Consider the following 23688-nt stretch of genomic DNA (forward strand, 5'->3'; position numbering starts at 1 on the left):
GCCCCCTTCAGTAGACGAAGCTGTAGGACAGCGACAGCACATTGACGTGCCGCGGCCGCGCCAGGGGCTCGCCCGCGGGCACATCGATCAGCTGTGACTGCTGCGCCTGGGTGTGCATCCACTCCAGCTTGAGCTTGCTGCGCGCGTCCAGCGCCCACGAACTGCCCAGCGCCAGCGAGGTCTGTCGGAAGACCAGCGTGTGATCGGCCGCACTGCGCATGCTGCCATTGAGCAGCGGCGCGCCGGGCAGCGCGTCGGGCAGCCGGGTGCTGTCCAGCGCCCGCGCCACGGCGGTGCCGTCGGCGCTGCTGTGCGCGGCCGCCACCGACACATAGGGCGTGAACGCGCCCCACTGGCGCGACACCGTGGCGGCGGCGGCCCACGCGTCCACCGCCAGCACGGTGCCCGACTGGCGCAGCCGCATCAGCTCGGCCACCACGCGCCAGCGCGCGTCGAAGCGGTGATCCACGCCCGCCGCATACAGCCATTCGCGGAAGTGCCTGGCCTCCTGCACCCCCGGGCCCGGCAGCTGGTTGCTGGTCTGCCAGTAGCCCAGACCGGGGCCCAGCGGCGCCCACACCGGCCGCACCAGCAGGCTGCTGCCGTCCGACAGGCCCACGGTCAGGCGGTGCAGGCCGGCGCGCAGCGTGGTGTCGGCCGTGCGCCAGGTCAGCACGCCGCCCACACCGTCAACATCGGCGCGGCGGAATTGCGCCCCGGCGCTGACCAGCGGCGGCTGGCCCGGCACCGGCGAGGGCAGGGCTTCGCGCTGCCAGCTGCGCTTGGCCAGCGTGGTCTGGCCGACATAGCCGTCGATGCTCAGCTCGCCGTCGGCCAGCCACAGGCTGCGCGAGAGGTTTAGGCCGCTGAAATCGCTGGTCGGCGCCAGCGAGTAGAACTCGGTGGGCAGGCGCGCTTCGTCGTAGGTCTGGCCCACGTCGAGCTGCTCACTGCGCAGGAAAAAGGGCACCCGCATGCGGCCCAGGCGCAGCAGCCAGTCGTTGTTGGGCCGCCAGGCCACGAAGGCCCAGCTCGGCCGCAGGCTCCAGCGCGCGTCATGGTCTTCTGAAGGGCCCAGGCGCAGCTGCACCGTGGCCGACCATTCGGGGCTGAACTGCGCATCGAGCTGCACACCCAGCACGCTGTCGCGCTCGGTGGTGGCGTGGTCCTTGATGAAGCGCTGGTAGGTGAAGGACTGGTCGCTCTGCGTCAGGCCGATCGTGCCGAAGGCCGACCAGCTCAGGCGCGGGCCGCTGTCGACGGCCTCCTCGGCGCGCGCGTTGCCGCCCAGCAGCAGCGCGCCCAGCGCGAGGGCGGACATCCAGGGGGTGAGGCGTGGGTGCATGGGTTCAGTCCTTCCAGGCGCGGGCGATGTCGATGAAGCGGTCTTCGCAGGCCTGGGCTGCGGCGACGATGCGGGGGTCGAAGTGCTGGCCCGCGCCGTCAGCCAGCATGGCCATGGCCTGGGCGTGGGGCAGCGGGTCCTTGTAGGGGCGGCGGCTGATCAGCGCGTCGTAGACGTCGGCCACCGCCATCAGGCGCGCGGCCAGCGGAATCGCGCGGCCCGCCAGGCCGTCCGGGTAGCCGCGGCCGTCCCAGCGCTCGTGGTGGTGGCGGGCGATCTGGCGCGCGAAATCCAGGAAATCCGAGGCGCCGCCCATGCGCTGCGCGGCGCGCTGCAGGATCTCCCAGCCCTGCAGCGTGTGGGTCTTCATGACCTCGAAGTCGGCGTCATCGAGCTTGCCGGGCTTGAGCAGGATGTGGTCAGGAATGGCCACCTTGCCGATGTCGTGCAGCGGCGCGCTCTTGGCCAGCAGCTCGATCGAGCCGGCGTCCAGCCGCACCGCGTCGGCGTCGTCGCCCGGGTGCTCGCTCAGGTACTCGGCCAGCGCACGCACGTACTCCTGGGTGCGCTTGACGTGGTTGCCGGTGTCCTGGTCGCGGAACTCGGCCAGCGAGACCATCACGAACATCGTGGCGTCGCGCAGCCGCTCGACCTGGTCGAGCTGCGCCGCCAGGGCCTCGGCCAGGCCGGCGTTGCGGCGCTTGAGTGCATCGCGCGAGGCCTTGACCTGCAGATGCGTGCGCACCCGCGAGCGCAGGATCGGTGGGCTGATCGGCTTGTGGATGAAGTCGGCGCCGCCGACCTCGAAGCCGCGCGCCTCGTCCTCGGGCTGGCTCATCGCGGTGACGAAGATCACCGGCACATCGCGCGTGCGGGCGTCGGCCTTGAGGCGGCGGCAGACCTCGAAGCCGTCCATCTCCGGCATCATCACGTCGAGCAGGACCAGGTCGGGCGGCTCGCGCAGGGCAATCTCCAGCGCCCGCGCGCCGGTGTTGGCCAGCTTCACGCGGTGCTCGCTGTTGAGCAGCCCGGCCAGCAGGTTCAGGTTGGCCGGGGTGTCGTCGACCACCAGCAGCGTGGCGCGCTGTTCTGTCGTCACCATCAGGGCGCCTCCCGATCGAGCAGGGCCAGCGCGGCGTCGAAATCGCAGGCCTGGATGGCCTGGTCCAGCGCCAGCGCCTGTTCCACCGGCAGGCCGGCACGCAGCGCGTCGCGGTGGCTGTGCCAGTGCGCCAGGGCCTCGCTGTCGGCGTCGGCCAGCAGGCGGCGCAGCGTGGCGCGGACCTCGGGGCTGGCCGCAGCGGCGCCGCGGCCTTCACGCGCAGGCCAGGGCGGCTCGGCGCGCAGGGCCGCCAGCAGCGTGGCCAGTTCGGCCTCGGCCTGGTCGGCGGCGGCCATCACGTCCTTGCCCGACTGCAGCGCCTGTTCCAGCGCCTGCGCGGCGTCGGCCAGTGCGCCCATGCCCAGCTGGCGGGCCAGACCCTTGAGCGTGTGGGCTTCGCGCGCCAGTGCCGGGCTGAGCGCTTCGCGCGATTGCGCCGACAGGCTGGCGGCGCGGCCGTCGATGTGCTCGACGAAGTGCGCCAGGCCATTGCGCAGCAGGGTCTCGCCACCGCAGCGCGCCAGGGCGGTGTGCAGGTCGATGCCGGGCCAGTGCGGCCAGGGCAGCCCCGGCTCCTCGGCCGGCGCGGCAAGCGTGGCGGTGCTGGCCGCTGGGGGCTGGGTCGGCAGGAAGCGGGCCAGCTCGCGCAGCATGGCCGGTGGGTCGATCGGCTTGGGGATGTGACCGACCATGCCGATCGCCAGGCAGCGCTCGCGCTCCTCGACCAGCGCGTGGGCGGTCATGGCCACCACCGGCAGGCGGCGCCAGTGCGGATGGGCCAGGATGCGTCGGGTGGCCTCGTAGCCATCCATCACCGGCATCTGCAGGTCCATCAGCACCACGTCAAAGGCCTCGGCGCCGTCGTGCTCCAGCCGCTCCAGCGCCTGTTGGCCGTCCTCGGCCGTGCTGATGAGCGCACCGGCGCGGCGCAGCAGCTCGGTGGCGAGCTGGCGGTTGACCGGGTTGTCCTCAACCAGCAGGGCGCGCAGCCCCGCCAGCGGCAGCAGCATGCCGGGCGCCGGCGGCGGTGCCGGCGACTCGGCCTGCAGCAGGCGCTGCAGTGCGCCGGGCAGCACCGGCTTGTCGATGAAGTACAGCGCGCCAGCGGCAGCGGCCTCGCGCCGCAGTGCGTCGCTGCCGTAGGCCGACATCACCACCACCCGCGGTGCCTCGGGGCCGAGTGCGCGCAGCCGCTCGATCACCTCGCCGCCGCGCAGGTCGGGCATCACCCAGTCGAGCAGCATCAGGTCGAAGGGCTGGCCGATGCGGGCGGCCTCGTGGCAGCGCTGCAGCGCGGTCTGGCCGTCGGCCACGGCCTCGAGCAGGCCATCGCGACCCACGCCCAGCGCGCTCAGTTGCTCCAGCACGCTTTGCCGCGTGGCGGCCTGGTCATCCACCACCAGCACGCGCTGGCGCGCCAGGGTCTGGTCGTCGATCGGGGTCGGGGCTGCCGCCAGGCGCACCGGCAGCTCGATGCGAAAGGTCGAGCCCTGGCCGGGCGTGCTGTCGACGTCGATGCGGCCACCCATCAGCTCGACCAGGCGGCGCGAGATCGACAGGCCCAGGCCGGTGCCGCCGTAGCGGCGCGTGGTCGAGCCGTCGGCCTGCGTGAATTCCTGGAACAGGCGCGCGCACTGGTCGCCGTCCATGCCCACGCCCGTGTCCTCGACCGACAGGCGCAGCAGGGCGCGCTCGCCCGGCTGCGGCGCCTGGTCGCCCACCAGATCCAGCGCCAGACGGACATGGCCGTGGTCGGTGAACTTGACCGCATTGGTCAGCAGGTTGACCAGCACCTGACCCAGGCGCAACGGGTCACCCCAGATCGCGCCGGCACTGCCCAGCAGGGCCGGGTGGCGCAGATCGCACAGCAGCTCGATGCGCTTGGCCTGGGCGCGCTCGCGCACCATCAGCAGCGACTGCGCGGCCACATCCTCGATGCGGCAGGGCACGGATTCCAGCGTCAGCTTGCCGGCCTCGATCTTCGAGAAGTCGAGGATGTCGTTGAGCACGCCCAGCAGCATCGTTGCCGCGCCGTGCGCTTTCTCCAGGTAGTCGCGTTGCTGCGCATCCAGCGTGGTGCCCAGCGCCAGATGGGTCATGCCGATGATGGCGTTCATCGGCGTGCGGATCTCGTGGCTCATGTTGGCCAGGAACATGCTCTTGGCCTGGGTGGCGGACTCGGCCTGGCGGCGCGCCTGCTCCAGCTCGCGCTGGTGTTCGCTGCGGGCGGCCAGGTCGCGCTCGATGCTGTCGGCCATCAGGTCCAGCGTGGCCGACAGCGCGGCCACCTCGCGCAGGTGTTCGGTGTCGGGCGGCACGCGCGCCGCGTAGTCGCCCCCGGCCAGGCGCTCGGCGGTGTAGGCCAGCCCGGCCACCGGGTCCAGCAGGCCGCGCTGGATGCCGCGCCAGGCGCGCCCCATGGCCAGGATCACCAGCAGGTCGACCACCAACGCCGCGACGATCAGTTGGCGCAGCCGTGTCGAGGCGGCGTTCACGGCGCCGCTGGTGCGGGTGTCGGTCAATTGCTCCAGGCGCGCGACCTGCTCGACCAGGCGGGCGTGCGCCAGCTCGTAGTCGCGCGAGTAGACGATGCCACGCGCATAACCGGTGTCGGGCCGGCCGTCGGAGACGAACTCCTGGCGCGCCGGGTCGAACAGCCCTTGCGTGGCGGCGAAGGCCACCTGTTCGAGGCGGCCCAAGGCCTCGGTGGCGTCCACGATGTCCTGCAGCGCCTGCTGCTCGGCGGCGTCAGCCTGCAGCCGGCGCAGCCGCTCCTGCAGCGACACCCCCGGCTGGCTGTCCGCCAGCCGATGCTCGCGCTGACCGGCGATCACGTGTTCCCAGTACAGGCCGTTGGCATCGTCCGGGGCTGGCTTCTCGCCCTGGCGGATGGCCAGGATGTCGTAGTAGTAGCGCAGGTAGCGCGGATGGGCGGTGTCGACATAGCTGCGCACCAGCGTCGACAGCCGGTTGGTCTCGTGGTGCAGGTCATCCACCAGCTGCAGCGCTGCGTCACGCCGCGCTGCGGCCTCGCCGGCGGCGCTGTAGGCGCGCATGATGACCAGCAGGAACAGGCCATGCACCAGCAGCGCCACCGTGACCAGCCCGAAGAACACGCGCGAGGCCCGGCCCAGGCTGAGCAGCGGGCGACCAGGTGGGGCGGCAGGCGGAGAGAGGGCAGGGGCAGTCACGACACGGAAGTCCGCCCCACAAGGGCGGACTTCCGTTTATCGGCGGTATCGCGCTGGGATGAAGACCGAAAAAACGGCCGGATACCGCGCTGGCTCCGGCCGCCTGATCGTCCGCCGGCTCAGAGCGACTGCAGGTAGGCCGCCACGGCCCTCATCTGCTGGGCCGTCATGCCAGCGGTCTCGGCACGCATCAGCACGCCGTGCGGGCGCAACCGGGTGCTGAAGCCCTTGAGCTGGCGCTCCAGGTAGTCGGCATGCTGGCCGGCCAGGCGCGGGAAACCGGCGGCGCCCTCGGCCCGCTCGCCATGGCAGCCAGCACAGGCGCGGATGCCCGAGCCGGGCACGCCGTCCTCGAACAGACGCCGGCCCTCCTTAAGCAGGCGGTCGGGGCCGCGGGCGCGACCGGGCGCCGGGGCCTGCACCGCGTAGTACTCGGCCAGGGCCTGGATGGTGTCGTCGTCCAGCAGGGCGGAGACGCCCCACATGTAGGCCTTGTTGTCGGCCTCGGCACGCTGCTGAGCGCGGAAGTCCTTCAACTGCCGGGCCGTGTACTGCGCCGGCTGGCCGGCCAGCGACGGGTAGGCCGCGCTGGCGCTGCGGCCGCCTTCGCCGTGGCAGGCTGCGCAGACGTGGATCGCGCGGCGCGCGATGTCGGTACCGCCACTCATGTCCTGGGCTGACGCGGCGACCGCGGCCAGGCCCAGCAGGGCGGCGCCCAGCGCACGACGTGCGCTGGAGCGGATGGGGAACACAGGCATGTCTCCTCCAGGTCTTGGGCAGCACCACCATCGGTGTGCCCGGCGGCCAGGTTGCAAATCCGGGGCCAGTGCAGAGCTTGAGCGGCTTGAGGCTGGCATGTCTTGATGCATGTCATGACTTGAGCGCCGCGCCGGGCCTGCCGGCGGCCCGGCGCGCCGGGTGAGGACAGCGTCCTTCGCCGGTCGCGCAACACCGTGTCACGCGGCTGGCGCAGTTCGGGCCGCCCCATGAACGCGGTATGGCGGCGCACCGGCAACCGCGCGACGCTTGAGGCCGGGGAGAGTGCATCGTTCGGAGGGGGCCATGATTGATCTTCTCGGACTGGCTGGCCGCGCACGCGCCGCCTGGCTGATGGCGATGTCTGCGCTGGCTCTGACGTCTGGCGCCCATGCTGCGCCAGCGCGCTACAGCGTCACCGCGCTGTCCAGTGGCCACAGCCTGGCCTACGGACTCAATGAGCGCGGCGACGTCAGTCTGGCTGCGGATGACGTGGGTGGCGGCACGGCCGGCTGGGTCAAGGGTGTGCTGATGCCCGTGCCGATGGGCAGCGGCAGCCGAGTGTCCAGCGATGGCCGGGTGGGCGTGCTGGTGGACAACGGCGACGGCCGCCAGACACCGGGCCTGTTCGACCTGCGCACCGGCGCCGTGACGGTGGTGGGTCCGCCGCACACCTTGCCGCCGATCGTGCGCGACGCCAACCGGCAGGGGGTGGCCGTGGGCTATGCGAGTGAGGCGCCGCCGAACGCCAAGGTCTTCAGCGGCGGCTCCGAGCTGGAGCTGGGCCAGGGCAGCGTCAACGCCATCAACAGCCAAGGCGAGGTCGCTGGCACGCTGTGGCACACCGACCCGCTGAGCGGTGACGGCCAGTGGTGGGCGTTCAGTGCCCCACCGGGGTCGACCGCGATCCAGTGGATCGCGCCGATCAACGGGGGCCTCTCGAATGAAGCCGTGGCCATGGACAGCCAACGCGTGGTGGGTGTCAGCGATATGAATGCCGGCAGCGGTTCGGTGGCCTTCTACCACCACCTGCGCAATGGTCTGACCGTGCCGCTGGTCGGGCTGGGTGGCAGTGGCGCGGGGGCGCTGGGCGTGAACACCCATGGCGCAATCGTGGGCTGGGCGGCAACGCCCGGCGACGCCGACTACCGCGCGGTTCTGTGGACCGGCCGCAACCAGGTCCACGACCTGAACCCGCTCAGCGACCTGCCGGCCGGCTGGCTGCTCTATGAGGCGGTCGACATCAACGCCAAGGGCCAGATCGTGGCCAATGGCACCGATGCTGCCGGCAACCCGAAAGCCTTCCTGCTGACGCCCGTGTCAGACGCGCAGGTGCGCGCTGCGGCATTGCGCCCGCAGCTGTCGCCACGGATGCTGTGCGACCAACTGCGCCCGTGGGAGCGGCTGGCGGGGACCAGGATCCCGGCGGCGTGCCGCTGGTTGCGGGCGCGCTGAGGAGAACGCCGGGCCTGACAGCCCGGCCGCTGCACGCCGGGCCGCAGCCTTGTGGTCTGCGTTCACGTCCGCTGCGCGGACATGAGCGTCGCCCGAGAACCGATACCGCGATGCGCGCGGCGGGCCGTCCTGTGGTCTCCGCTCACGTCGCTGCGCGACATGAGCGTCGCCCGAGAACCGATACCGCGCTGCGCGCGGCGGGCTTACAGCCCGGCAGCAGCCCGCAGGGCTGCTGCTTTATCGGTCCTCTCCCAAGTGAACTCGGGTTCCTCGCGGCCGAAGTGGCCGTAGGCCGCGGTCTTGGCGTAGATCGGGCGCAGCAGGTCGAGCATCTGGATGATGCCCTTGGGGCGCAGGTCGAAGACCTCGGCGACGATGGCCGAGAGCTTGTCGTCGGAGATGACGCCGGTGCCCTCGGTGTAGACGGTGATGTTCATCGGCCGTGCCACACCGATGGCATAGGCCACCTGCACCTGGCACTGCTTGGCCAGGCCGGCGGCCACCACGTTCTTGGCCACGTAGCGGGCGGCGTAGGCGGCCGAGCGGTCGACCTTGGACGGGTCCTTGCCGCTGAAGGCGCCGCCACCGTGCGGGCAGGCGCCGCCGTAGGTGTCGACGATGATCTTGCGGCCGGTCAGGCCGCAGTCACCCTGCGGGCCGCCGATGACGAAGCGGCCGGTCGGGTTGATCAGGTACTTGGTGTGCTCGGTCAGCCACTCCTTGGGCAGCACCGGCTTGATGATCTCCTCGCGCACGGCCTCGTAGAAGCTGTCCTTGAGCTTGGTGGGCGTCTCGCTCTGGTCCGGGCTGTGCTGGGTGGACAGCACGATGGTGTCGATCGAGTGCGGCTTGCCGTCCACATAGCGCATCGTCACCTGGCTCTTCGCATCCGGCCGCAGGAAGGGCAGCCGACCGTCCTTGCGCAGCTGCGCCTGGCGCTCGACCAGGCGGTGCGCGTAGTAAATCGGCGCAGGCATCAGCTCGGGCGTCTCGTCGCAGGCGTAGCCGAACATCAGGCCCTGGTCGCCGGCACCGGTGTTCAGGTGGTCGTCGCTGGCGTGGTCCACGCCCTGGGCGATGTCGTTGCTCTGCTTGTCGTAAGCCACCAGCACCGCGCAGCCCTTGTAGTCGATGCCGTACTCGGTGTTGTCGTAGCCGATGCGCTTGATCGTGTCGCGCGCGACCTGGATGTAGTCGACATGCGCGTTGGTGGTGATCTCGCCGGCCAGCACGACCAGACCGGTGTTGGTCAGGGTTTCGGCGGCCACGCGGCTGCGCGGATCCTGGGCGAAGATGGCGTCCAGGATGGCGTCGGAGATCTGGTCGGCAACCTTGTCGGGATGGCCTTCCGAGACCGATTCGGAGGTGAAGAGATAATCGTTCGCCATGGTGCTCACTCGAGAAACGGTTGCGCGGTCTATCGAAGCTTCGACCGGCTCGGCAACCTGAGTGAGCGGCGAACGCTTTAGCGGCATTTGATCAGTGCGATTCTCAGTGGAACCTCACCGGCGTGGTCTGTGGAACAGCCCCGCATCGCCCCGCAAGTTGTCCTGTTAACTCGGCGATGTCTGGCATTTTACCAACGATCGGCCTGGCGCTGCTGCGCTGGATGTCCCACTGGCCGCTGGCCTGGCTGCACGCGCTGGGCGCGGCACTGGGCTGGCTGACCTGGCTGGCCTCGCCCAGCTACCGCCGCCGGGTGCGCGCCAACGCCGACCTGGCCGGCGTCAGTGCCGCCGACCGTCGGCGCTCGGTGTCCGAGGCCGGCCGCATGGTCGGCGAGGTGCCCTGGCTGTGGCTGATGCCCCCTGATGGCCGCGTGCTGCCGCGGGTGCGCTGGCAGGGCGCCGAGAAGGTGGATGCGGCGATCGCCGCCGGCCGCGGCCTGGTGCTGCTGACGCCGCACCTGGGCAGCTTCGAGGTGTCGGCGCGCGCCATCGTCGAGCGCTGGGGCGCGCAGCAGCCGCTGACCGTGCTGTACCGGCCGGCGCGCAACACCTTCCTGCGCGAGCTGGAAGAGACCGCCCGCCACCGCCCCGGCCTGGCCACCGCGCCGGCCAACCTCAGCGGCGTGCGCCAGATGCTGCGCGCGCTGAAGAAGGGCGAGATGGTCGGCCTGCTGCCCGACCAGGTGCCGCCCGACGGCCAGGGCGTGTGGGCGCCGTTCTTCGGCCAGCCCGCCTACACGATGACGCTGGCCGCCCGCCTGGTGCAGCAGACCGGCGCCGCGGTGCTGGTGCTGTGCTGCGAGCGCCTGCCCGGCGCAGCGGGCTTCGAGGTGCACCTGCTGGACCTGGTCGAGCCGCTGCCCGCCGGCAACGACGAGGCGGCCCAGGTGCAGGCCGCCCGCATCGTCAACCGCACGATGGAAGCGGTCATCGCCCGCTGGCCGCACCAGTACCTGTGGGGCTACCACCGCTACAAGCGCCCCCGCGCGGCCCCGGGAACGCTCCCATGAGCGGGCGCAGCAACAACGCCCTGGCCAACGCGGGCGCGCGCACCGTGCTGGCCCTGGTCTGGGCCATCCACTGGCTGCCGATGGGCGTGCAGGACGCGCTGGGCCGCGGCCTGGGTCGGCTGTTGTGGTGGATCGGCGGCTCGCGCAAACGCACCGCCTTGCGCAACCTCGAACTGTGCTTTCCCGAGCGGCCAGCGGCCGAGCGCGAGGCGATCGCCCGCGAGCACTTCGGCTGGCTGGGCCGCAGCATCCTGGAGCGCGGCATGCTGTGGTACGCCAGTCCCGAGCGGCTGCGCCGGCTGATCCACATCGACGGCGAGGTCGATTTTGGTGAGCGCCACCCCGGCGCGGTGATGTGGGTGGTGCCGCACTTCCTGGCGCTGGAGGTGGCTGGCGCGGCGTCGCAGCTGTTCCAGAAGCGCTGGGTGGTCTCGATCTACGCCGAGCAGTCCAACCCGGTGTTCGACCGCGCGATGCGCGCCGGGCGGCTGCGCTACGGCCAGGGCGAGCTGTTCTCGCGCCACGGCGAGCGCGCGCTGCCCTTGGTGCGTGCGGTCAAGCGTGGCGCCGGCTTCATGAACCTGCCGGACATGGACTTCGGCCTGAAGGACGGGGCCTTCGTGCCCTTCTTCGGCGTGCCTGCGGCCACGCTGCTGGCGCCCGCGCGCATGGCGCGCAACCTGCAGATGACGGTGCAGCCGGTGGTGGCCGAGATGCTGCCCGGCGGCCAGGGCTGGCGCGTGCGCTTCCTGCCACCCTGGACCGATTTCCCCGGCGACGATGACCTTGCCGCCACGCGCCGCATCAACGCCTGGATCGAGCAGGAGATCCTGCGCAACCCGGCGCAGTACCTGTGGGTGCATCGGCGCTTCAAGACCCGCCCGCCCGGCGAGCCGTCGCTGTACCGTTGAGCGCACCAAGGCGGCACGCCCCCGCCGCCCGCCCAGCGCGTCGGACGCCTGATAATCCGGCCCATGCTCGTCAAGTTCACCAAGATGCAGGGCGCCGGCAACGACTTCGTCGTGCTGGACGCCACGCGCGCCGCGCTCAAGCTGTCGCCCCGCCAGCTGCAGAAGCTGGGTGACCGCCGCTTTGGCGTCGGCGCCGACCAGATCCTCGTCGTCGAGCCCGCGCCCGACGACAGCGTCGATTTCCGCTACCGCATCTTCAACGGCGCCAGCGGCACCGAGGTCGAACACTGCGGCAACGGCGCGCGCTGCTTCGTGCGCTATGTGCGCGACCATGGCCTGACCGACAAGCCGGTGGTGCGCGTGGCCACGATCAACAACCGGCTCGAGCTGCGCCTGCAGGCCGATGGCCGGGTCACGGTGGACATGAACCGCCCGCGCTTCGAGCCCGAGGTGCTGCCCTTCGACACCACCGGGCTGCAGCCGCGTGCGCAGGGTCAGGCCCAGCTGTGGCCGCTGTCGCTGCCGGGCGGCCCGACGGTGGAGGTGGCGCTGGTGTCGATGGGCAACCCGCATGCGGTGCAGCGCGTCGAGGATGTGCGCACCGCCGCGGTGGCCGAACTGGGCCCGCTGATCGAATCGCATGCGCGCTTCCCGCGCAAGGTCAACGCCGGCTTCATGCAGGTGATCGACCGCCACCAGATCGCGCTGCGCGTGTTCGAGCGCGACGCCGGCGAGACCCTGGCCTGCGGCACCGGCGCCTGCGCCGCGGTGGTGGCCGGCATCCGGCTGGGCTGGCTGGACGCCACGGTGGACGTTGAAACCCGCGGTGGCCGCCTGACGATTGAATGGGCGGGCGGCGACGCCCCGGTGCTGATGACCGGCCCCGCCGTGACCGTCTTTGAAGGAGAGATCGAGCTGTGAGCAATACGCCGGACGGGGTGCAGGGCATCACCGAGGACGACATCGCCGACTACCTGGCCAACACGCCGGGCTTCTTCGAGCGCCACGCCGAGTTGCTGGCTGCGGTGCACCTGCCCAGCCCGCATGGCGGGCGCGCGGTGTCGCTGCAGGAGCGCCAGATCGACATGCTGCGCGAGCGCATCAAGAGCATGGAGCGCCGCTTCATGGACATGGTGCGCGCCGGCAACGACAACGCCGCCATCGCCCGCCGCATGCACGGCTGGACCTGCGACGTGATGCGCGCCACCGACCCCGACGCGCTGCACGACGCGGTGGTCGACGGTCTCAAGGAGCAGTTCCTGATCCCCAGCGCCGCGCTGCGCCTGTGGGGTGTCGACGGCGGCGGTCGGCCCTGGACCGAGGGCACCGACGAGGACGTGCACACCTTTGCCGCCAGCCTGAACCTGCCCTACTGCGGCCTGAACTCGGGCTTCGCCGCGGCCCAGTGGCTGGGCGGTGCGCCGGCGCAGTCGATGGCCCTGATTCCGCTGCGCCGTGCCGGCGCCGGCAGCGCCTGCTTCGGTCTGCTGGTGCTGGGCTCGCCCGATGCGTTGCGCTACCAGGCCGACATGGGCACCGAGTTCCTTGAGCAACTGGGCGACATCACCAGCGCCGCGCTGGTGCGCCTGTTCCCGCGCTGAGCGCCGGTGACACGATGGACCCGCGTGCAGCGCTGCCCGAGCCGCTGCCGCGCTACCTGACGCACTTGCGCGTCGAGCGCCGCGTGGCCGAGCGCACGCTGGCGCTGTATGAGGACGCGCTGCACCGCCTGGCCGATGGCCTGGCGGCGCAGGACGTGCCGCTGGCCCGCACCCAGCCGCACCATGTGCGCGGCCTGGTGGCTTCGCTGCACGGTGGCGGCCTGTCGCCGCGCAGCCTGGCGCTGCAGCTGTCGGCCTGGCGCGGTTTCTTCCGCTGGTGGGGTCGCGAGGGCGCGGTGGCCGCCAACCCGGTCGATGGTGTGCGTGCGCCCAAGGCCGCCAAGCCGCTGCCCAAGGCCTTGCCGGTCGACCAGGCGGTGGCACTGGCCGCCCACGAGGACGAGGCCGACGAGCCCGCGCTGGCCGCGCGCGACCACGCCATCGCCGAGCTGCTCTACGGCGGCGGCCTGCGCGTGGGCGAACTGGTGGGCCTGGACTGTGTGGCCGGTCCGCACGCGGCCGGCTGGATCGATCTGGCCGAGGGCACGGCCCATGTGCTGGGCAAGGGCCGCAAGCGGCGCAGCGTGCCGATCGGCGAGGCCGCAGTGGCTGCGTTGCGCGCCTGGCTGGCGCAGCGGCCGACGCTGGCCGGCGCCACCGAAGCGGCTCTGTTCGTGGGCCAGCGCGGCGCGCGGCTGAGCGACAGCCAGGTGCGCTCGCGCCTGCGCCGGCTGGCGCTGCAGGCCGGCCTGCCCACGCCGGTGCATCCGCACATGCTGCGCCACAGCTTCGCCTCGCACCTGCTGCAATCCAGCGGCGACCTGCGCGCGGTGCAGGAGCTGCTGGGCCATGCCAGCATCAGCACCACCCAGGTCTACACCCGGCTGGACTACCAGCACCTGGCCAAGGTCTACGACGCCGCCCACCCTCGCGCTCGGCGCAAGCCCTGAGCCGGCGCTGAAAGGAAGAGTCCATGCACGCACTGTGTCGTCGGGCGCTCCATGCCGCCCTGCTGGTCGGCGCCGCCGCGGCCGGCGCCGCCGAGCCGGCCTTCCAGATCACACCGGTCGACGACGCCTGGTTCAAGGCGCTGCCGATGGACCCGCAGGCCGCCACCGACGCCTTCATGGCACGCATCCCGCCCGATGTGAAGGCGCGCGCCGATGCCTACTTCGTCGGTGGCTACTGGCTGCAGCTGTGGAACTTCCTGCTGGGCCTGATGGTGGCGGCGCTGCTGCTGTTCACGCCCTGGTCCGCCCGTTGCCGCGATGCGCTGCGCCGGCGACTGCGCCGACCCTTCTGGGCCGATGCCGCCTATGCCGCGCTGTACCTGCTGGCCGGCAGCGTGCTGACGCTGCCGCTGGCGATCTACCAGGGTTTCATCCGCGAGCACGCCTACGGCCTGGCCACGCAGGACTTTGGTGCCTGGGCCGGCGAGCAGCTGATGCAGCTCGGCATCGGCACCGTGCTGGGCGGCCTGGCGATCGGCCTGCTGTACGCGGTGCTGCGTGCCAGTGGCGCCCGCTGGTGGCTGTGGGGCGCGGTGGCGATGAGCAGCGTGATGGCGGTGACCATTGCCATCGGGCCGGTGTTCATCGAGCCGCTGTTCAACACCTACAAGCCGATGCCCGACGGCCTGCTGAAGGACCAGCTGCTGCGCATGGCGCAGGCCAATGGCGTGCCGGTGGACAACGTCTTCGTCTTTGACGCTTCGCGCCAGACCCACCGGGTCAGCGCCAATGTCTCGGGCCTGATGGGCACGGCGGCGGTGCGCCTGAACGACAACCTGCTCAACCGCGCCAGCCCCGACGAGGTGGTGGCGGTGATGGCCCATGAGATCGGCCACTACACGTTGAACCACATCCCGAAGATGCTGCTGCAGCTGGGCGTGCTGATCGCGGCCGGCTTCCTGTTTTGCGACGCGGTGATGCGCGCGCTGCTGGTGCGCCTTGGCACGCGCTGGCGCGTCGAGGGCATCGCCGACGTTGGCAGCCTGCCGCTGCTGGCGGCGGTGTTCGGCACCTGGATGTTCCTGGCCACGCCGCTGCTCAACACCATCATCCGCGTACACGAGGTCGAGGCCGACCTGTGGGGCCTGAACCTGGCGCGCGAGCCGCTGGCCGAGGCCGAGGTGCTGCTCAAGCTGGTGGAATACCGCAAGCCCGATCCGGGTCCGATCGAGGAGTTCATTTTCTTCGACCACCCCAGCACCCGCACCCGCATCTTCAACGCCATGCAGTGGCGCGCCAACCTGGGCGACACGGCCGAGCCGTGAGCCCGGCGGCGCCGCGCCTGCTGCGCGCTCAGCGGTAGTAGCCGGCCTTGGCCATCTCGCGTTCGGCCGCCGCCTGCGAGGCCTTCAGCGCCTCGGCCACCGACACCTTGTCGGCCAGCAGCAGGCCCATCTGGCGGCCGACCTCGTTGCCGATCGCCGGGAACTCGGCGATCGACGCGAACTGCACACCCACATAGGGGCTGCGCGGCAAGGTGGCGTCCTGCGGATCGGCCAACTCGATCGCCGCCAGCTCGGCGGTGGCAAAGCGCGCCGCCTGCTTGAATGCCGGGCTGGCGTAGGTGCTGCGCCGGGTGCCGGTGGGCACATGGGCCCAGCCGCGTCGGCGCGCCACCAGCTGCACGTACTCCTTGCTGGTGGCCCAGGTGACGAAGCGCATCGCCTGCACCACCTTGGCCGAGCCGGCCGGCACCGCCAGATTCCAGCTCCACAGCCAGACCGCGCCCTTGGGGGTGACCGCGGTGGGCGCCATCGCCAGCGCCACCTGAGCGGCCACGCGCGAGCGCTTGGGATCGGTCACGAAGGACGCGGCGATCGAGGCATCCACCCACACGCCACAGCGTCCCGCGCTGAACATGGCCAGCAGTTCGTTGTAGCCCAGGGTCCCCGGCTGCGGCGGACCATAGCGCTTCATCAGCTCGGCATACAGACCGATCGCCTCGCGCCAGGGTTGGCTGTCGATCTGGGGCCGCCAGGCCATGTCGAACCACTGACCGCCGTGGGTGTTGACCAGGGTGCTGATCAGCGCCATGTTCTCGCCCCAGCCCGGCTTGCCGCGCAGGCAGATGCCCCAGACGCCGCGCTTGGGGTCATGCACCTTTGCGACCAGCGCTTTCACCTGGTCCCAGCTGGGACGGTCGGGCAGCGTCACGCCAGCGCGCTCGGCCAGGTCCTTGCGGTACATCAGCATCGAGCCCTCGCCGTAGAACGGCGCGGCGTACAGCCTGCCGCCCACGCTGAGGCCGCCGCGCACCGCCGGCAGCAGGTCGTCGACGTCGTAAGCGGCGTCCGTGGGGATGGGCTGCAGCCAGCCTTTGCGCGCCCAGATCGGCGTCTCGAACATGCCGATCGTCATCACGTCAAAGCGACCGCCCTTGCGGGCGATGTCGGCGCTCACACGCTCACGCAGCGTGCCCTCGGGCAGCGTGACCCACGTCAGGCGGATGTCGGGGTGGCTGCGCTCGAACTCGGGCGAGAGCTTTTGCATCTCGATCATGTGCGCGTTGTCCACCGTGGCGATGACCAGCTCGGTGGCGGCCTGTGCGACGGCGCCGACGCAGGCCAGGGCCAGCAAGAGAGCGGTTCTCGGCGACATGGCGGCTCCCGGGGTGAGGGGTGGGTGCAGGTGGCGCACCGCCGCGATTGTCGGCGCTGCGGGCGACAATCGGGGCATGAAAGTGATCCGGTTGCGAGAAGGCAAGGAACGTTCGCTGCTGCGCCAGCACCCCTGGGTGTTCGCCGGCAGCGTGGCCAAGGGCAAGGCCGACCCTGGCGAGACCGTGCGCGTCGAGGCCGACGACGGCCGCTTCCTGGCCTGGGCCGCGTTCAGCCCCAGCTCGATGATCCGCGTGCGCGCCTGGAGCTTTGACGAGGCCGAGCGCATCGATGCCGCGTTCTTCCAGCGCCGCCTGCAGGCCGCGGTGGCCATGCGCCAGCGCCTGGCCATCCAGAGCAATGGCGTGCGCCTGGTGCATGGCGAAGCCGACGGCCTGCCGGGCCTGATCGTCGACCGCTACGACGACATCCTCAGCGTGCAGTTCCTCTCGGCCGGCACCGAGCGCTGGAAGGACGTGATCGCCGACGCGCTGCTGCAGGTCACCGGTTGCCAGCGCCTCTTTGAGCGCAGCGACTCGGGCGTGCGCCAGATGGAGGGCCTGGCGCCCGCCAAGGGCTGGCTGCGCGGCGAGGGGGCCACCACCGTGACCCTGCAGGAACACGCGATCCGCCTGACGGTGGACGTGGAGGAAGGCCACAAGACCGGCTACTACCTGGACCAGCGCGAGAACCGCGCGCTCTTCGCCCGGCTGGTGCGGCAGTTCGGCTGCACCAGCGTGCTGAACTGCTACAGCTACACCGGCGGCTTCAGCGTGGCCGCGCTGGCCGGTGGCGCCACCGAGGTGATCAGCGTGGATTCATCGGGCCCGGCGCTGGCGCGCGCCGACGCCCATGTGCGGCTCAATGGCTTCGACCCGGCGCACCACACGTCGATGGACGCCGATGTCAACGGCACGCTGCGCCAGCTGCTGAAGGACGGCCGACAGTTCGATGCCATCGTGCTGGACCCGCCCAAGTTCGCCCCCAGCGCGGCGCACGCCGACCGCGCTAGCCGCGCCTACAAGGACATCAACCGCCTGGGCCTGAAGCTGCTCAAGCCGGGCGGCCTGCTGCTGACCTTCAGCTGCTCGGGCGGCATTGGCGCCGAGCTGTTCCACAAGATCGTCGCCGGCGCCGGCCTGGATGCCAACGTGGACGCCTACCTGATGCAGCGCCTGGAGGCCTCCAGCGACCACCCCACCACGCTGTGCTTTCCCGAGGGCGAGTACCTCAAGGGCCTGGCGCTGCTGCGCCGCTGAGCGCGCCACCGCCCGGATGAGCAAAGCGCCGGTTCTGGTCCTGTGCCACGGCTCGGCAGGCGATGTGCACCCGCTGCTGGGCCTGGCCCGGCGCCTGGCCGATCGCGGCCACCCGCTGCTTGTGCTGTGCGGCCGGCTGCACCTGGGTGCGGCGCAGCGCCTGGGCCTGGACGCGCAGGCCGTGGACACCGATGCACTGCCGCCGCAGGCCGTGCACGGCCCGGGCCTGTGGCCGGCGCCGCTGCTGTGGCGGCGTGCGCTGCAGGCCGCGCGCGCCAGCCTGCCGATGGCCCAGGCCTGGCTGGCGCGCTGGCCGGCGCCTGGCCCGCGCCCGGTGCTGGTGGCCGGTACGTTCGCGCTGGCCGGCCCGCTGCTGCGCGAGCTGCACGGCCTGCGCCTGCTCACCGTACACCTGTCGCCCGCGGTGGTGCCCAGCGACACGCTGGCCGTGCGCCTGGGCGACCTGCAGATGCCGCCCTGGTGGCCGCAACGCTGGCGCGCCGCCACGATCCGCTGGACCGAGCGCTGGCTGTTCGACCCGGTGGTGGCGCCTGGCGTGAACGCGCTGCGCGCCGAGCACGGTCTGCCGCCGGTGCGCCGCGTGCTCAGCCGCTGGCTGCATTCACCCGATGGCGCGGTGGCGCTGTTCCCACCGGCCTTTGCGCCGGTGCTGCCGCCGCCGGGCCTGGCGGTGCAGCAGCTGGGTTTTCCGCTGTTCGACCCGCCGCGCGCCGATGCCCGCTGCCTGGCCGACGACCCCGAGCTGCTGCAGTTCCTGCAGAACGGCCCGCCGCCGGTGGTGTTCTATCCGGCGTCGGCGCGGCGCGATGCGCGCGTCTTCCTGGGCCGTGCGCTGGCGCTGGTGCGTGAGGCCGGCAGCCCGGTGCCGCGCGCGGTGCTGATCAGCCGCGACCGCGAGGGCCTGCAGGCCCTGGGCCCGCTGCCGCCGGGCGTGCTGCAGCGCGACTTCGTGCCGTTTGACGAGCTGCTGCCGCGCAGTGCCGCGCTGGTCCACCTGGGCGGCATCGGGGCCGCTGCGCAGGCGCTGCGCGCCGGCATCCCGCAGCTGGCGCTGCCGCTGCACCACGACCAGTTCGACAACGCCCAGCGGCTGCAGGACCTGGGCGTGGCGCGCTGGGTGCGCAATCACCAGTCGGCCACAGTGCTGGCGCGCGCGCTGAACGAGCTGCAGGCCGACCCGCGCACCGCCCAGGCCTGTGCAGAGTGGAAGGCGCGGCTGCTGCAGGCGCCCGACGCGCTGGCGCAAGCGGCAGATGCCGTGCAGGCCCTGGCAGGGCCCTGACGTTCGTCCGCCTCCCACGGCACAATCAGCAGGCGCCGGGGAGGGCGCGCACTGGGTCCCGCCATGCCGATGAACGAAGAGAGTACCAAGTACCACCTCATCGATCCCGTCCTGAGGACCAAGGGGTACGACCAGCCCTGGAAGATCAAGCTTGAGACGCCGCCGCCCGTGGAACCCTCGGGCTTCAAGGGCAAACGCAGCCAGTCTCCCGGCCGTACCGACTACCTGATCTATGTGCAGCCCACCGGACAGCCGCGCCCGTTGCCCGTGGGCGTGCTGGAGGCCAAGGCCGAGAGCGAGCCACCCATGAAGGGCATGCAGCAGGCCAAGGGCTATGCGGATTGCGCGCGCTACGCGGTGCAGTATGTGTTTGCCACCAATGGCCACCTGTACGGCGAGTTCGACATGGGCACCCAGCTGCCATCGGGGCCCCATCGGATGGCTGAGTTTCCGCATCACGAGGCCTTGACCGAGCGTTACTCCCGCGACAAGGGCTTTGACGTCACGGCGCCATCCGCCAGCCTGCTGTTCCAGCCCGATGCAGCCGCCTGGAGCAAGCCCCGCTACTACCAGGACGCCGCCATCCGCGCCGCCTTCGAAAAGGTCTTGCAGTGCGAGCAGCGCGGCGAGCCTGCCCGCGTGCTGCTGTCACTGGCCACGGGGGCGGGCAAGACCGTCATTGCGGCCAACCTGCTATGGCGCCTGCACGAGGCCGGTCGCCTGACCAAGCCTGCGCTGTTCCTGTGTGACCGAGATGAGCTGCGCAGCCAGGCGATGGACAAGATCGCCAAGGCCTTTCCGGCCGGCGCGGTGCGCGAGGTCAAGACCGTGCAAGGGCGCAACGCGGCGCACAACGCCAAGGTCCACATCGCCACCTACCAGGTGCTGGGTCTGGACGACGAGGACCAGGGCCGCGACAGCTTTCTGAGCCGGCATTACCCCGAGGACGCGTTCTCCGTCATCATCATCGACGAGTGCCACCGCTCGGCCTGGGGCCGCTGGTCCGAGGTCCTGCGGCGCAACCCGGGCGCACTGCACATCGGCCTGACCGCCACGCCGCGACAGCTGCGCGCCGGCAGCAGCAAGGCCGACGATGAAATCAGCGCCAACAACCTCACCTACTTCGGCGAGCCGGTCTACGAGTACACACTGGTCGAGGCCCAGGAGGACGGCTACCTGGCCGCCTGCGAGATCGTGCGCCTGAAGCCCAGCATCGATTGGCGCGAGTTCACCCGCGATGAAGTGGCCGCCATGCGCCCGCGGGACGCGCGCACCGGCCGCTACCTCTTGCCCGATGAACTCAAGGCCCGCTATGCCGCCGAGGACTTTGACCACCACCTGATGCTGCCCGAGCGCATCAACGCCATGTGCGATGACCTGTTCCAGCGCCTGTGCCGCCACGGCGGGCCAGAGCAGAAGCTCATCATCTTCTGCACCCGCGACGACCATGCCGACCGCGTGGCACAGCGCCTGCAGCACAACTATGTGCTGTGGTGCCGGGCCAATGACCGGGCCCCCAAGGACCACTACGCCTTCAAGTGCACCGATGCCGGCGGGCGTGAGTTGCTCACCAGCCTGCGCGGCTCGCGCGAGCGCTGTTTCGTGGCGTGCACCGTCGACCTGCTGGCCACCGGCGTGGACATCGAGCGGCTCAATGCCGTGGTGTTCTTCCGCTACCTGTCCTCATCCATCCTGTTCTACCAGATGGTGGGCCGCGGCACCCGCATCCACGAGCCCACCCGCAAGTACAAGTTCTGGCTCTACGACTACACCGGCGTCACCCAGCTGTTTGGCACTGACTTCATCACCGCGCCGCCGCGCCCGCGCAAGACGGGCGAGGACGACGATGACGACGGCGGGGGTGGCGACACCGGCGGCGACGATGACGGCGGCGATGATGACGACGACCCCACACCGCTGCCCGAGGCCCGCACCGGCCGCCCAGTGGGCATCGAAGGCGGCAGCCGCGCCATCGTCCAGCGCCGTGAGGGCCGCGACGTGGTAGTGCCCATGGAGGAATACCGCCAGGGCATGATCGAGCGGGTGCTGCGCGAGGCCACCACGCTGAACGACTTCCGGGCGCTGTGGGTGCGTGCCCAGACCCGCCAGCGCCTGATCCGCCACCTGCAGGGCGAGCACTATGATCCGGCCCGCCTGCGCGAGGCCCTGGCCCTCGACGCCTGCGACGACTTCGACCTGTTCGCCCACCTGGGCTACCGCGCCGCCGCCCTCACCCGGCCCGAGCGCACCCAGGCCTACCTGCAGCGCCACCGCCCCTGGTTCGACGCCCAGCCGCCCGCCACCGCCATCGTGCTGCGCGGCCTGGGCCACCAGTTCGCGGTGGACGGCACCGAGGCGCTGGACCGGGCCGCGCTGTGGGAGGTGCCCGAAATCCGCCGCGCCGGGGGGCTGGACGCGCTGCGCGCGTTGGGGCGGCCGGCGGACGTGTTGAATGATGCGAAGTTGAGGCTGTTTGGGGAATGAAAGATTGGGACGTGGTCACCTTGCGTGACGTGGCGGAGATTGCCTCGGGCATCACCCTGGGACGCAAGCCCAAGGGCGACCAACTGGTCAAGGTGCCCTACCTGCGTGTGGCCAACGTGCAGGATGGGCGCCTGGACTTGCGTGAAGTGAAGACAATCGATGCCACCCCCGCCGAAATTGCCAAGTGGCAACTGCGCGACGGTGACCTGCTGCTCACCGAAGGCGGCGATCTCGACAAGTTGGGTCGTGGCACCTGTTGGCGCAATGAGCTGCCCCTGTGCATCCACCAGAACCACCTGTTCCGGGTGCGCCTGTCGGCCGAGCATTGCGACCCTGACTTTGTGGCTTTGCAGATTGCGTCGCCCTATGGGAAGGCCTACTTTCTCGCGCACGCCAAGAAGACCACGGGCATCGCGTCGATCAACCAGTCGGTGCTGGGGAACTTTCCGTTGATGCTGCCGGCGTTGGACGAACAGCGTGTGATGGCCCAGCGACTTGTCACCCAACTCAGGCAGGCGCGCGTCGCCAGCGGTGCAGCCCACGCCCAGCATTCAGAGGCGCAGAACCTTGTCTCGGCGGCCTACCGCGACGCCTTCTCGGGCTGCACTTCCGCGGAGCAAGTGCGTATCGGCGATGTCTTTGAAACAGCCAGCGGTACAACGCCGTCTCGCGACCAGGCCGCCTACTGGCAAGATGGAGACGTGCCCTGGGTGAAGACGGGCGAAGTCGCGTTCACTGACATCTTGGCCACCACTGAAGCGGTGACACGCCGTGCGCTCACCGAGTGCCGACTCCCCTTGTTGCCGCCAGGCACCGTACTCATCGCGATGTACGGCCAGGGCAAAACACGCGGCCAATCGGCTGTGCTTCGAATCGCCGCCACCACCAATCAGGCTTGTCTTGCGCTGTTGCCTGCCAAGGGATGGCTACCCGAGTTTGTGCAGCATTGGCTGCGCTACCGTTACGAGGAGCTGCGCCGCTTGTCTGAGGGGCGCGGTGGCAACCAGGCCAATCTGAACGGGGCCGTTCTGAAAGCCTTTGGCATCCCGGCGGTGGATATTCGCACGCAGCAGGCTGTCGCGCGTCGTCTCAGCGCGCTTCTCGCCCAAGCGCAGGCGCTACGTATCGCAGCGGACGCCCAACTGCGCGAGATCGAGGCCTTGCCTGCCCGGCTGCTGGCCCAGGCCTTTGGCCAGTCTGTGCCCGCCTGAGCCTCTACGCCGAGGTGGCGATGGGCTTGAAGTAGCCCTTGATGCAACGCAGGTTGCGCACCGCGATCTGGATGTGGCTGCGGGCTGTGAAGCCGGCATTGGGGTACAACTCGCCGCCCTCCGGGAAGGCGGCGCGCACCGTGTCGTAGGCCGGCAGGCCATTGAGCTCGCGCAGTTGATGCATGAACTCGATCACCGCGCGGTCCAGGTAGCGTCCCAGCCGGTCTGGCGTGTGGCCCTTGTTCTCGGGCAACGGCGAGCCGTCGGGCATGCCGATCAGATCGAGCGTCTCCCAGGCCTTGCGCAACTCATCCAGCGCCGCACTGTCGAACAGGTTGCAGCAGTTGCCCAGATCGATGATGGCGCCCACCACGGCCGGCGTCTGCACCCGGCGTGGGTGGGTGCTGGGGCGCTGCGCCATGTCCACGGCCCACTCCATCGCACGGTGCGGGCTGGACTCCCAGAAGTAGGCGCCGCTGCCCAGCCAGTCGTAGGGCTTGTTGCTCTGCAGGATGGGTTCGGCGCCGGAGACGATCTTCTCGGCAATGGCCGCGTCACAGCCGTGGAACCCCAGGACAAAGGTGGGCTGGTTCTGGTACAGGTCCCACATCGGCCAGCGGGCTCGGTGGCGCTCAGCCGCCGAAGTTCTTGGTCAGCTTGCCGTTGCCATCCACGATGCCGGCCTTGCGCAGCAGTTCACGACCAAAGGCGGGGTCGCTCTGGATGCGCTCACGGATGGCGTCCATGGTGGGGCGCACTTCCGGATCGCCCAGGCGCAGGTGAGGGTTGCGCGCCAGCGCTTCGGGCGTGACCTTCGCGATCTTGCGGGGAACGGGAGCAGTGGCCATGGTCAGATCCTCACGGGCTGGAGGTCTTGTATCGGCACGACCCTGGGTTGGATCAAGCCGCGTGAGCAGATTGTCTCATGTTGCTGCGCTGCAGCAAGATTGGGGATCCCCCGATGGCGACAGGGCATGGGGCCGCCGCGGGGCGACGGGCAGTGCC

Annotated in this window: 19 protein-coding genes; 11 read left to right on the forward strand and 8 right to left on the reverse strand. The window is 70.7% G+C overall.

Annotated features, from left to right (window positions below):
- Positions 1-7: 7 nt before the first annotated feature.
- From KAK06_RS18955 to KAK06_RS18970, 4 genes are all read right to left on the reverse strand, one after another.
- Positions 8-1345, reverse strand: coding sequence for a hypothetical protein (locus KAK06_RS18955; RefSeq protein WP_210803717.1), 1338 nt, complete (start codon positions 1343-1345; stop codon positions 8-10).
- Between the two features lie 4 nt (positions 1346-1349).
- Positions 1350-2447, reverse strand: coding sequence for an HD-GYP domain-containing protein (locus KAK06_RS18960; RefSeq protein WP_210803718.1), 1098 nt, complete (start codon positions 2445-2447; stop codon positions 1350-1352).
- The gene (locus KAK06_RS18965) at positions 2447-5638 is read right to left on the reverse strand and encodes a hybrid sensor histidine kinase/response regulator (RefSeq protein WP_210803719.1); all 3192 of its coding nucleotides are present in this window, start codon (positions 5636-5638) and stop codon (positions 2447-2449) included. Before KAK06_RS18965 ends, KAK06_RS18960 begins: the two co-directional genes overlap by 1 nt.
- A 119-nt stretch (positions 5639-5757) precedes the next feature.
- A complete protein-coding gene (locus tag KAK06_RS18970) occupies positions 5758-6396 on the reverse strand; it encodes a c-type cytochrome (RefSeq protein WP_210803720.1) in 639 nt (212 codons plus the stop codon).
- 304 nt (positions 6397-6700) lie between these two features.
- On the opposite strand from KAK06_RS18970, the gene KAK06_RS18975 reads away from it, so the two are divergent.
- On the forward strand, positions 6701-7849 hold the full coding sequence (locus tag KAK06_RS18975; RefSeq protein WP_210803721.1) for a hypothetical protein: 1149 nt from the start codon (positions 6701-6703) through the stop codon (positions 7847-7849).
- Between the two features lie 203 nt (positions 7850-8052).
- Here KAK06_RS18975 and metK read toward each other — a convergent pair whose 3' ends face one another.
- Positions 8053-9237, reverse strand: a complete 1185-nt coding sequence (gene metK, locus KAK06_RS18980) for a methionine adenosyltransferase (RefSeq protein WP_210803722.1) — start codon at positions 9235-9237, stop codon at positions 8053-8055.
- A 176-nt stretch (positions 9238-9413) separates the two neighbouring features.
- Here metK and KAK06_RS18985 point away from each other — a divergent pair, with 176 nt between their 5' ends.
- From KAK06_RS18985 to KAK06_RS19010, 6 genes are all read left to right on the forward strand, one after another.
- A complete protein-coding gene (locus KAK06_RS18985) occupies positions 9414-10307 on the forward strand; it encodes a lysophospholipid acyltransferase family protein (RefSeq protein ID WP_210803723.1) in 894 nt (297 codons plus the stop codon).
- The gene (locus tag KAK06_RS18990) at positions 10304-11218 is read left to right on the forward strand and encodes an LpxL/LpxP family acyltransferase (protein WP_210803724.1); all 915 of its coding nucleotides are present in this window, start codon (positions 10304-10306) and stop codon (positions 11216-11218) included. Before KAK06_RS18985 ends, KAK06_RS18990 begins: the two co-directional genes overlap by 4 nt.
- A gap of 63 nt (positions 11219-11281) precedes the next feature.
- Positions 11282-12139: a diaminopimelate epimerase gene (gene dapF, locus KAK06_RS18995; protein ID WP_210803725.1), complete on the forward strand. Its 858-nt coding sequence runs from the start codon at positions 11282-11284 to the stop codon at positions 12137-12139.
- Positions 12136-12819 (forward strand): DUF484 family protein, encoded by a 684-nt coding sequence (locus KAK06_RS19000; protein WP_210803726.1) that lies wholly within the window; start codon positions 12136-12138, stop codon positions 12817-12819. The genes dapF and KAK06_RS19000 overlap by 4 nt, the downstream gene beginning before the upstream one ends.
- A gap of 14 nt (positions 12820-12833) precedes the next feature.
- Positions 12834-13769, forward strand: coding sequence for a tyrosine recombinase XerC (locus KAK06_RS19005; protein WP_210803727.1), 936 nt, complete (start codon positions 12834-12836; stop codon positions 13767-13769).
- A gap of 23 nt (positions 13770-13792) precedes the next feature.
- Positions 13793-15094: a M48 family metallopeptidase gene (locus tag KAK06_RS19010; RefSeq protein WP_210803728.1), complete on the forward strand. Its 1302-nt coding sequence runs from the start codon at positions 13793-13795 to the stop codon at positions 15092-15094.
- 28 nt (positions 15095-15122) lie between these two features.
- On the opposite strand, the gene KAK06_RS19015 is transcribed toward KAK06_RS19010, so the two are convergent.
- Positions 15123-16427: an ABC transporter substrate-binding protein gene (locus tag KAK06_RS19015; protein ID WP_210803729.1), complete on the reverse strand. Its 1305-nt coding sequence runs from the start codon at positions 16425-16427 to the stop codon at positions 15123-15125.
- Positions 16428-16503: 76 nt separating this feature from the next.
- Between KAK06_RS19015 and KAK06_RS19020 the strand changes: the two genes are divergently transcribed.
- The 4 genes from KAK06_RS19020 to KAK06_RS19035 all read left to right on the forward strand — a co-directional run bounded on the left by KAK06_RS19020 (position 16504) and on the right by KAK06_RS19035 (position 22683).
- The gene (locus KAK06_RS19020) at positions 16504-17685 is read left to right on the forward strand and encodes a class I SAM-dependent rRNA methyltransferase (RefSeq protein ID WP_210803730.1); all 1182 of its coding nucleotides are present in this window, start codon (positions 16504-16506) and stop codon (positions 17683-17685) included.
- Positions 17686-17701: 16 nt separating this feature from the next.
- The gene (locus KAK06_RS19025) at positions 17702-18988 is read left to right on the forward strand and encodes a glycosyltransferase (RefSeq protein WP_210803731.1); all 1287 of its coding nucleotides are present in this window, start codon (positions 17702-17704) and stop codon (positions 18986-18988) included.
- A 69-nt stretch (positions 18989-19057) separates the two neighbouring features.
- On the forward strand, positions 19058-21472 hold the full coding sequence (locus tag KAK06_RS19030; protein ID WP_210803732.1) for a DEAD/DEAH box helicase family protein: 2415 nt from the start codon (positions 19058-19060) through the stop codon (positions 21470-21472).
- Positions 21469-22683, forward strand: coding sequence for a restriction endonuclease subunit S (locus KAK06_RS19035; protein WP_210803733.1), 1215 nt, complete (start codon positions 21469-21471; stop codon positions 22681-22683). The genes KAK06_RS19030 and KAK06_RS19035 overlap by 4 nt, the downstream gene beginning before the upstream one ends.
- A 4-nt stretch (positions 22684-22687) precedes the next feature.
- Here the strand turns inward: KAK06_RS19035 and KAK06_RS19040 are convergent, their stop codons facing one another.
- Positions 22688-23293, reverse strand: a complete 606-nt coding sequence (locus KAK06_RS19040; RefSeq protein ID WP_210803734.1) for a hypothetical protein — start codon at positions 23291-23293, stop codon at positions 22688-22690.
- 22 nt (positions 23294-23315) lie between these two features.
- Positions 23316-23531 carry a hypothetical protein gene (locus KAK06_RS19045; RefSeq protein WP_210803735.1) on the reverse strand — a complete coding sequence of 72 codons (216 nt, stop codon included), beginning with the start codon at positions 23529-23531 and terminating at the stop codon, positions 23316-23318.
- Positions 23532-23688: the final 157 nt, after the last annotated feature.

The organism is Ideonella aquatica (assembly GCF_018069755.1).
GTDB lineage: Bacteria > Pseudomonadota > Gammaproteobacteria > Burkholderiales > Burkholderiaceae_C > Ideonella > Ideonella aquatica.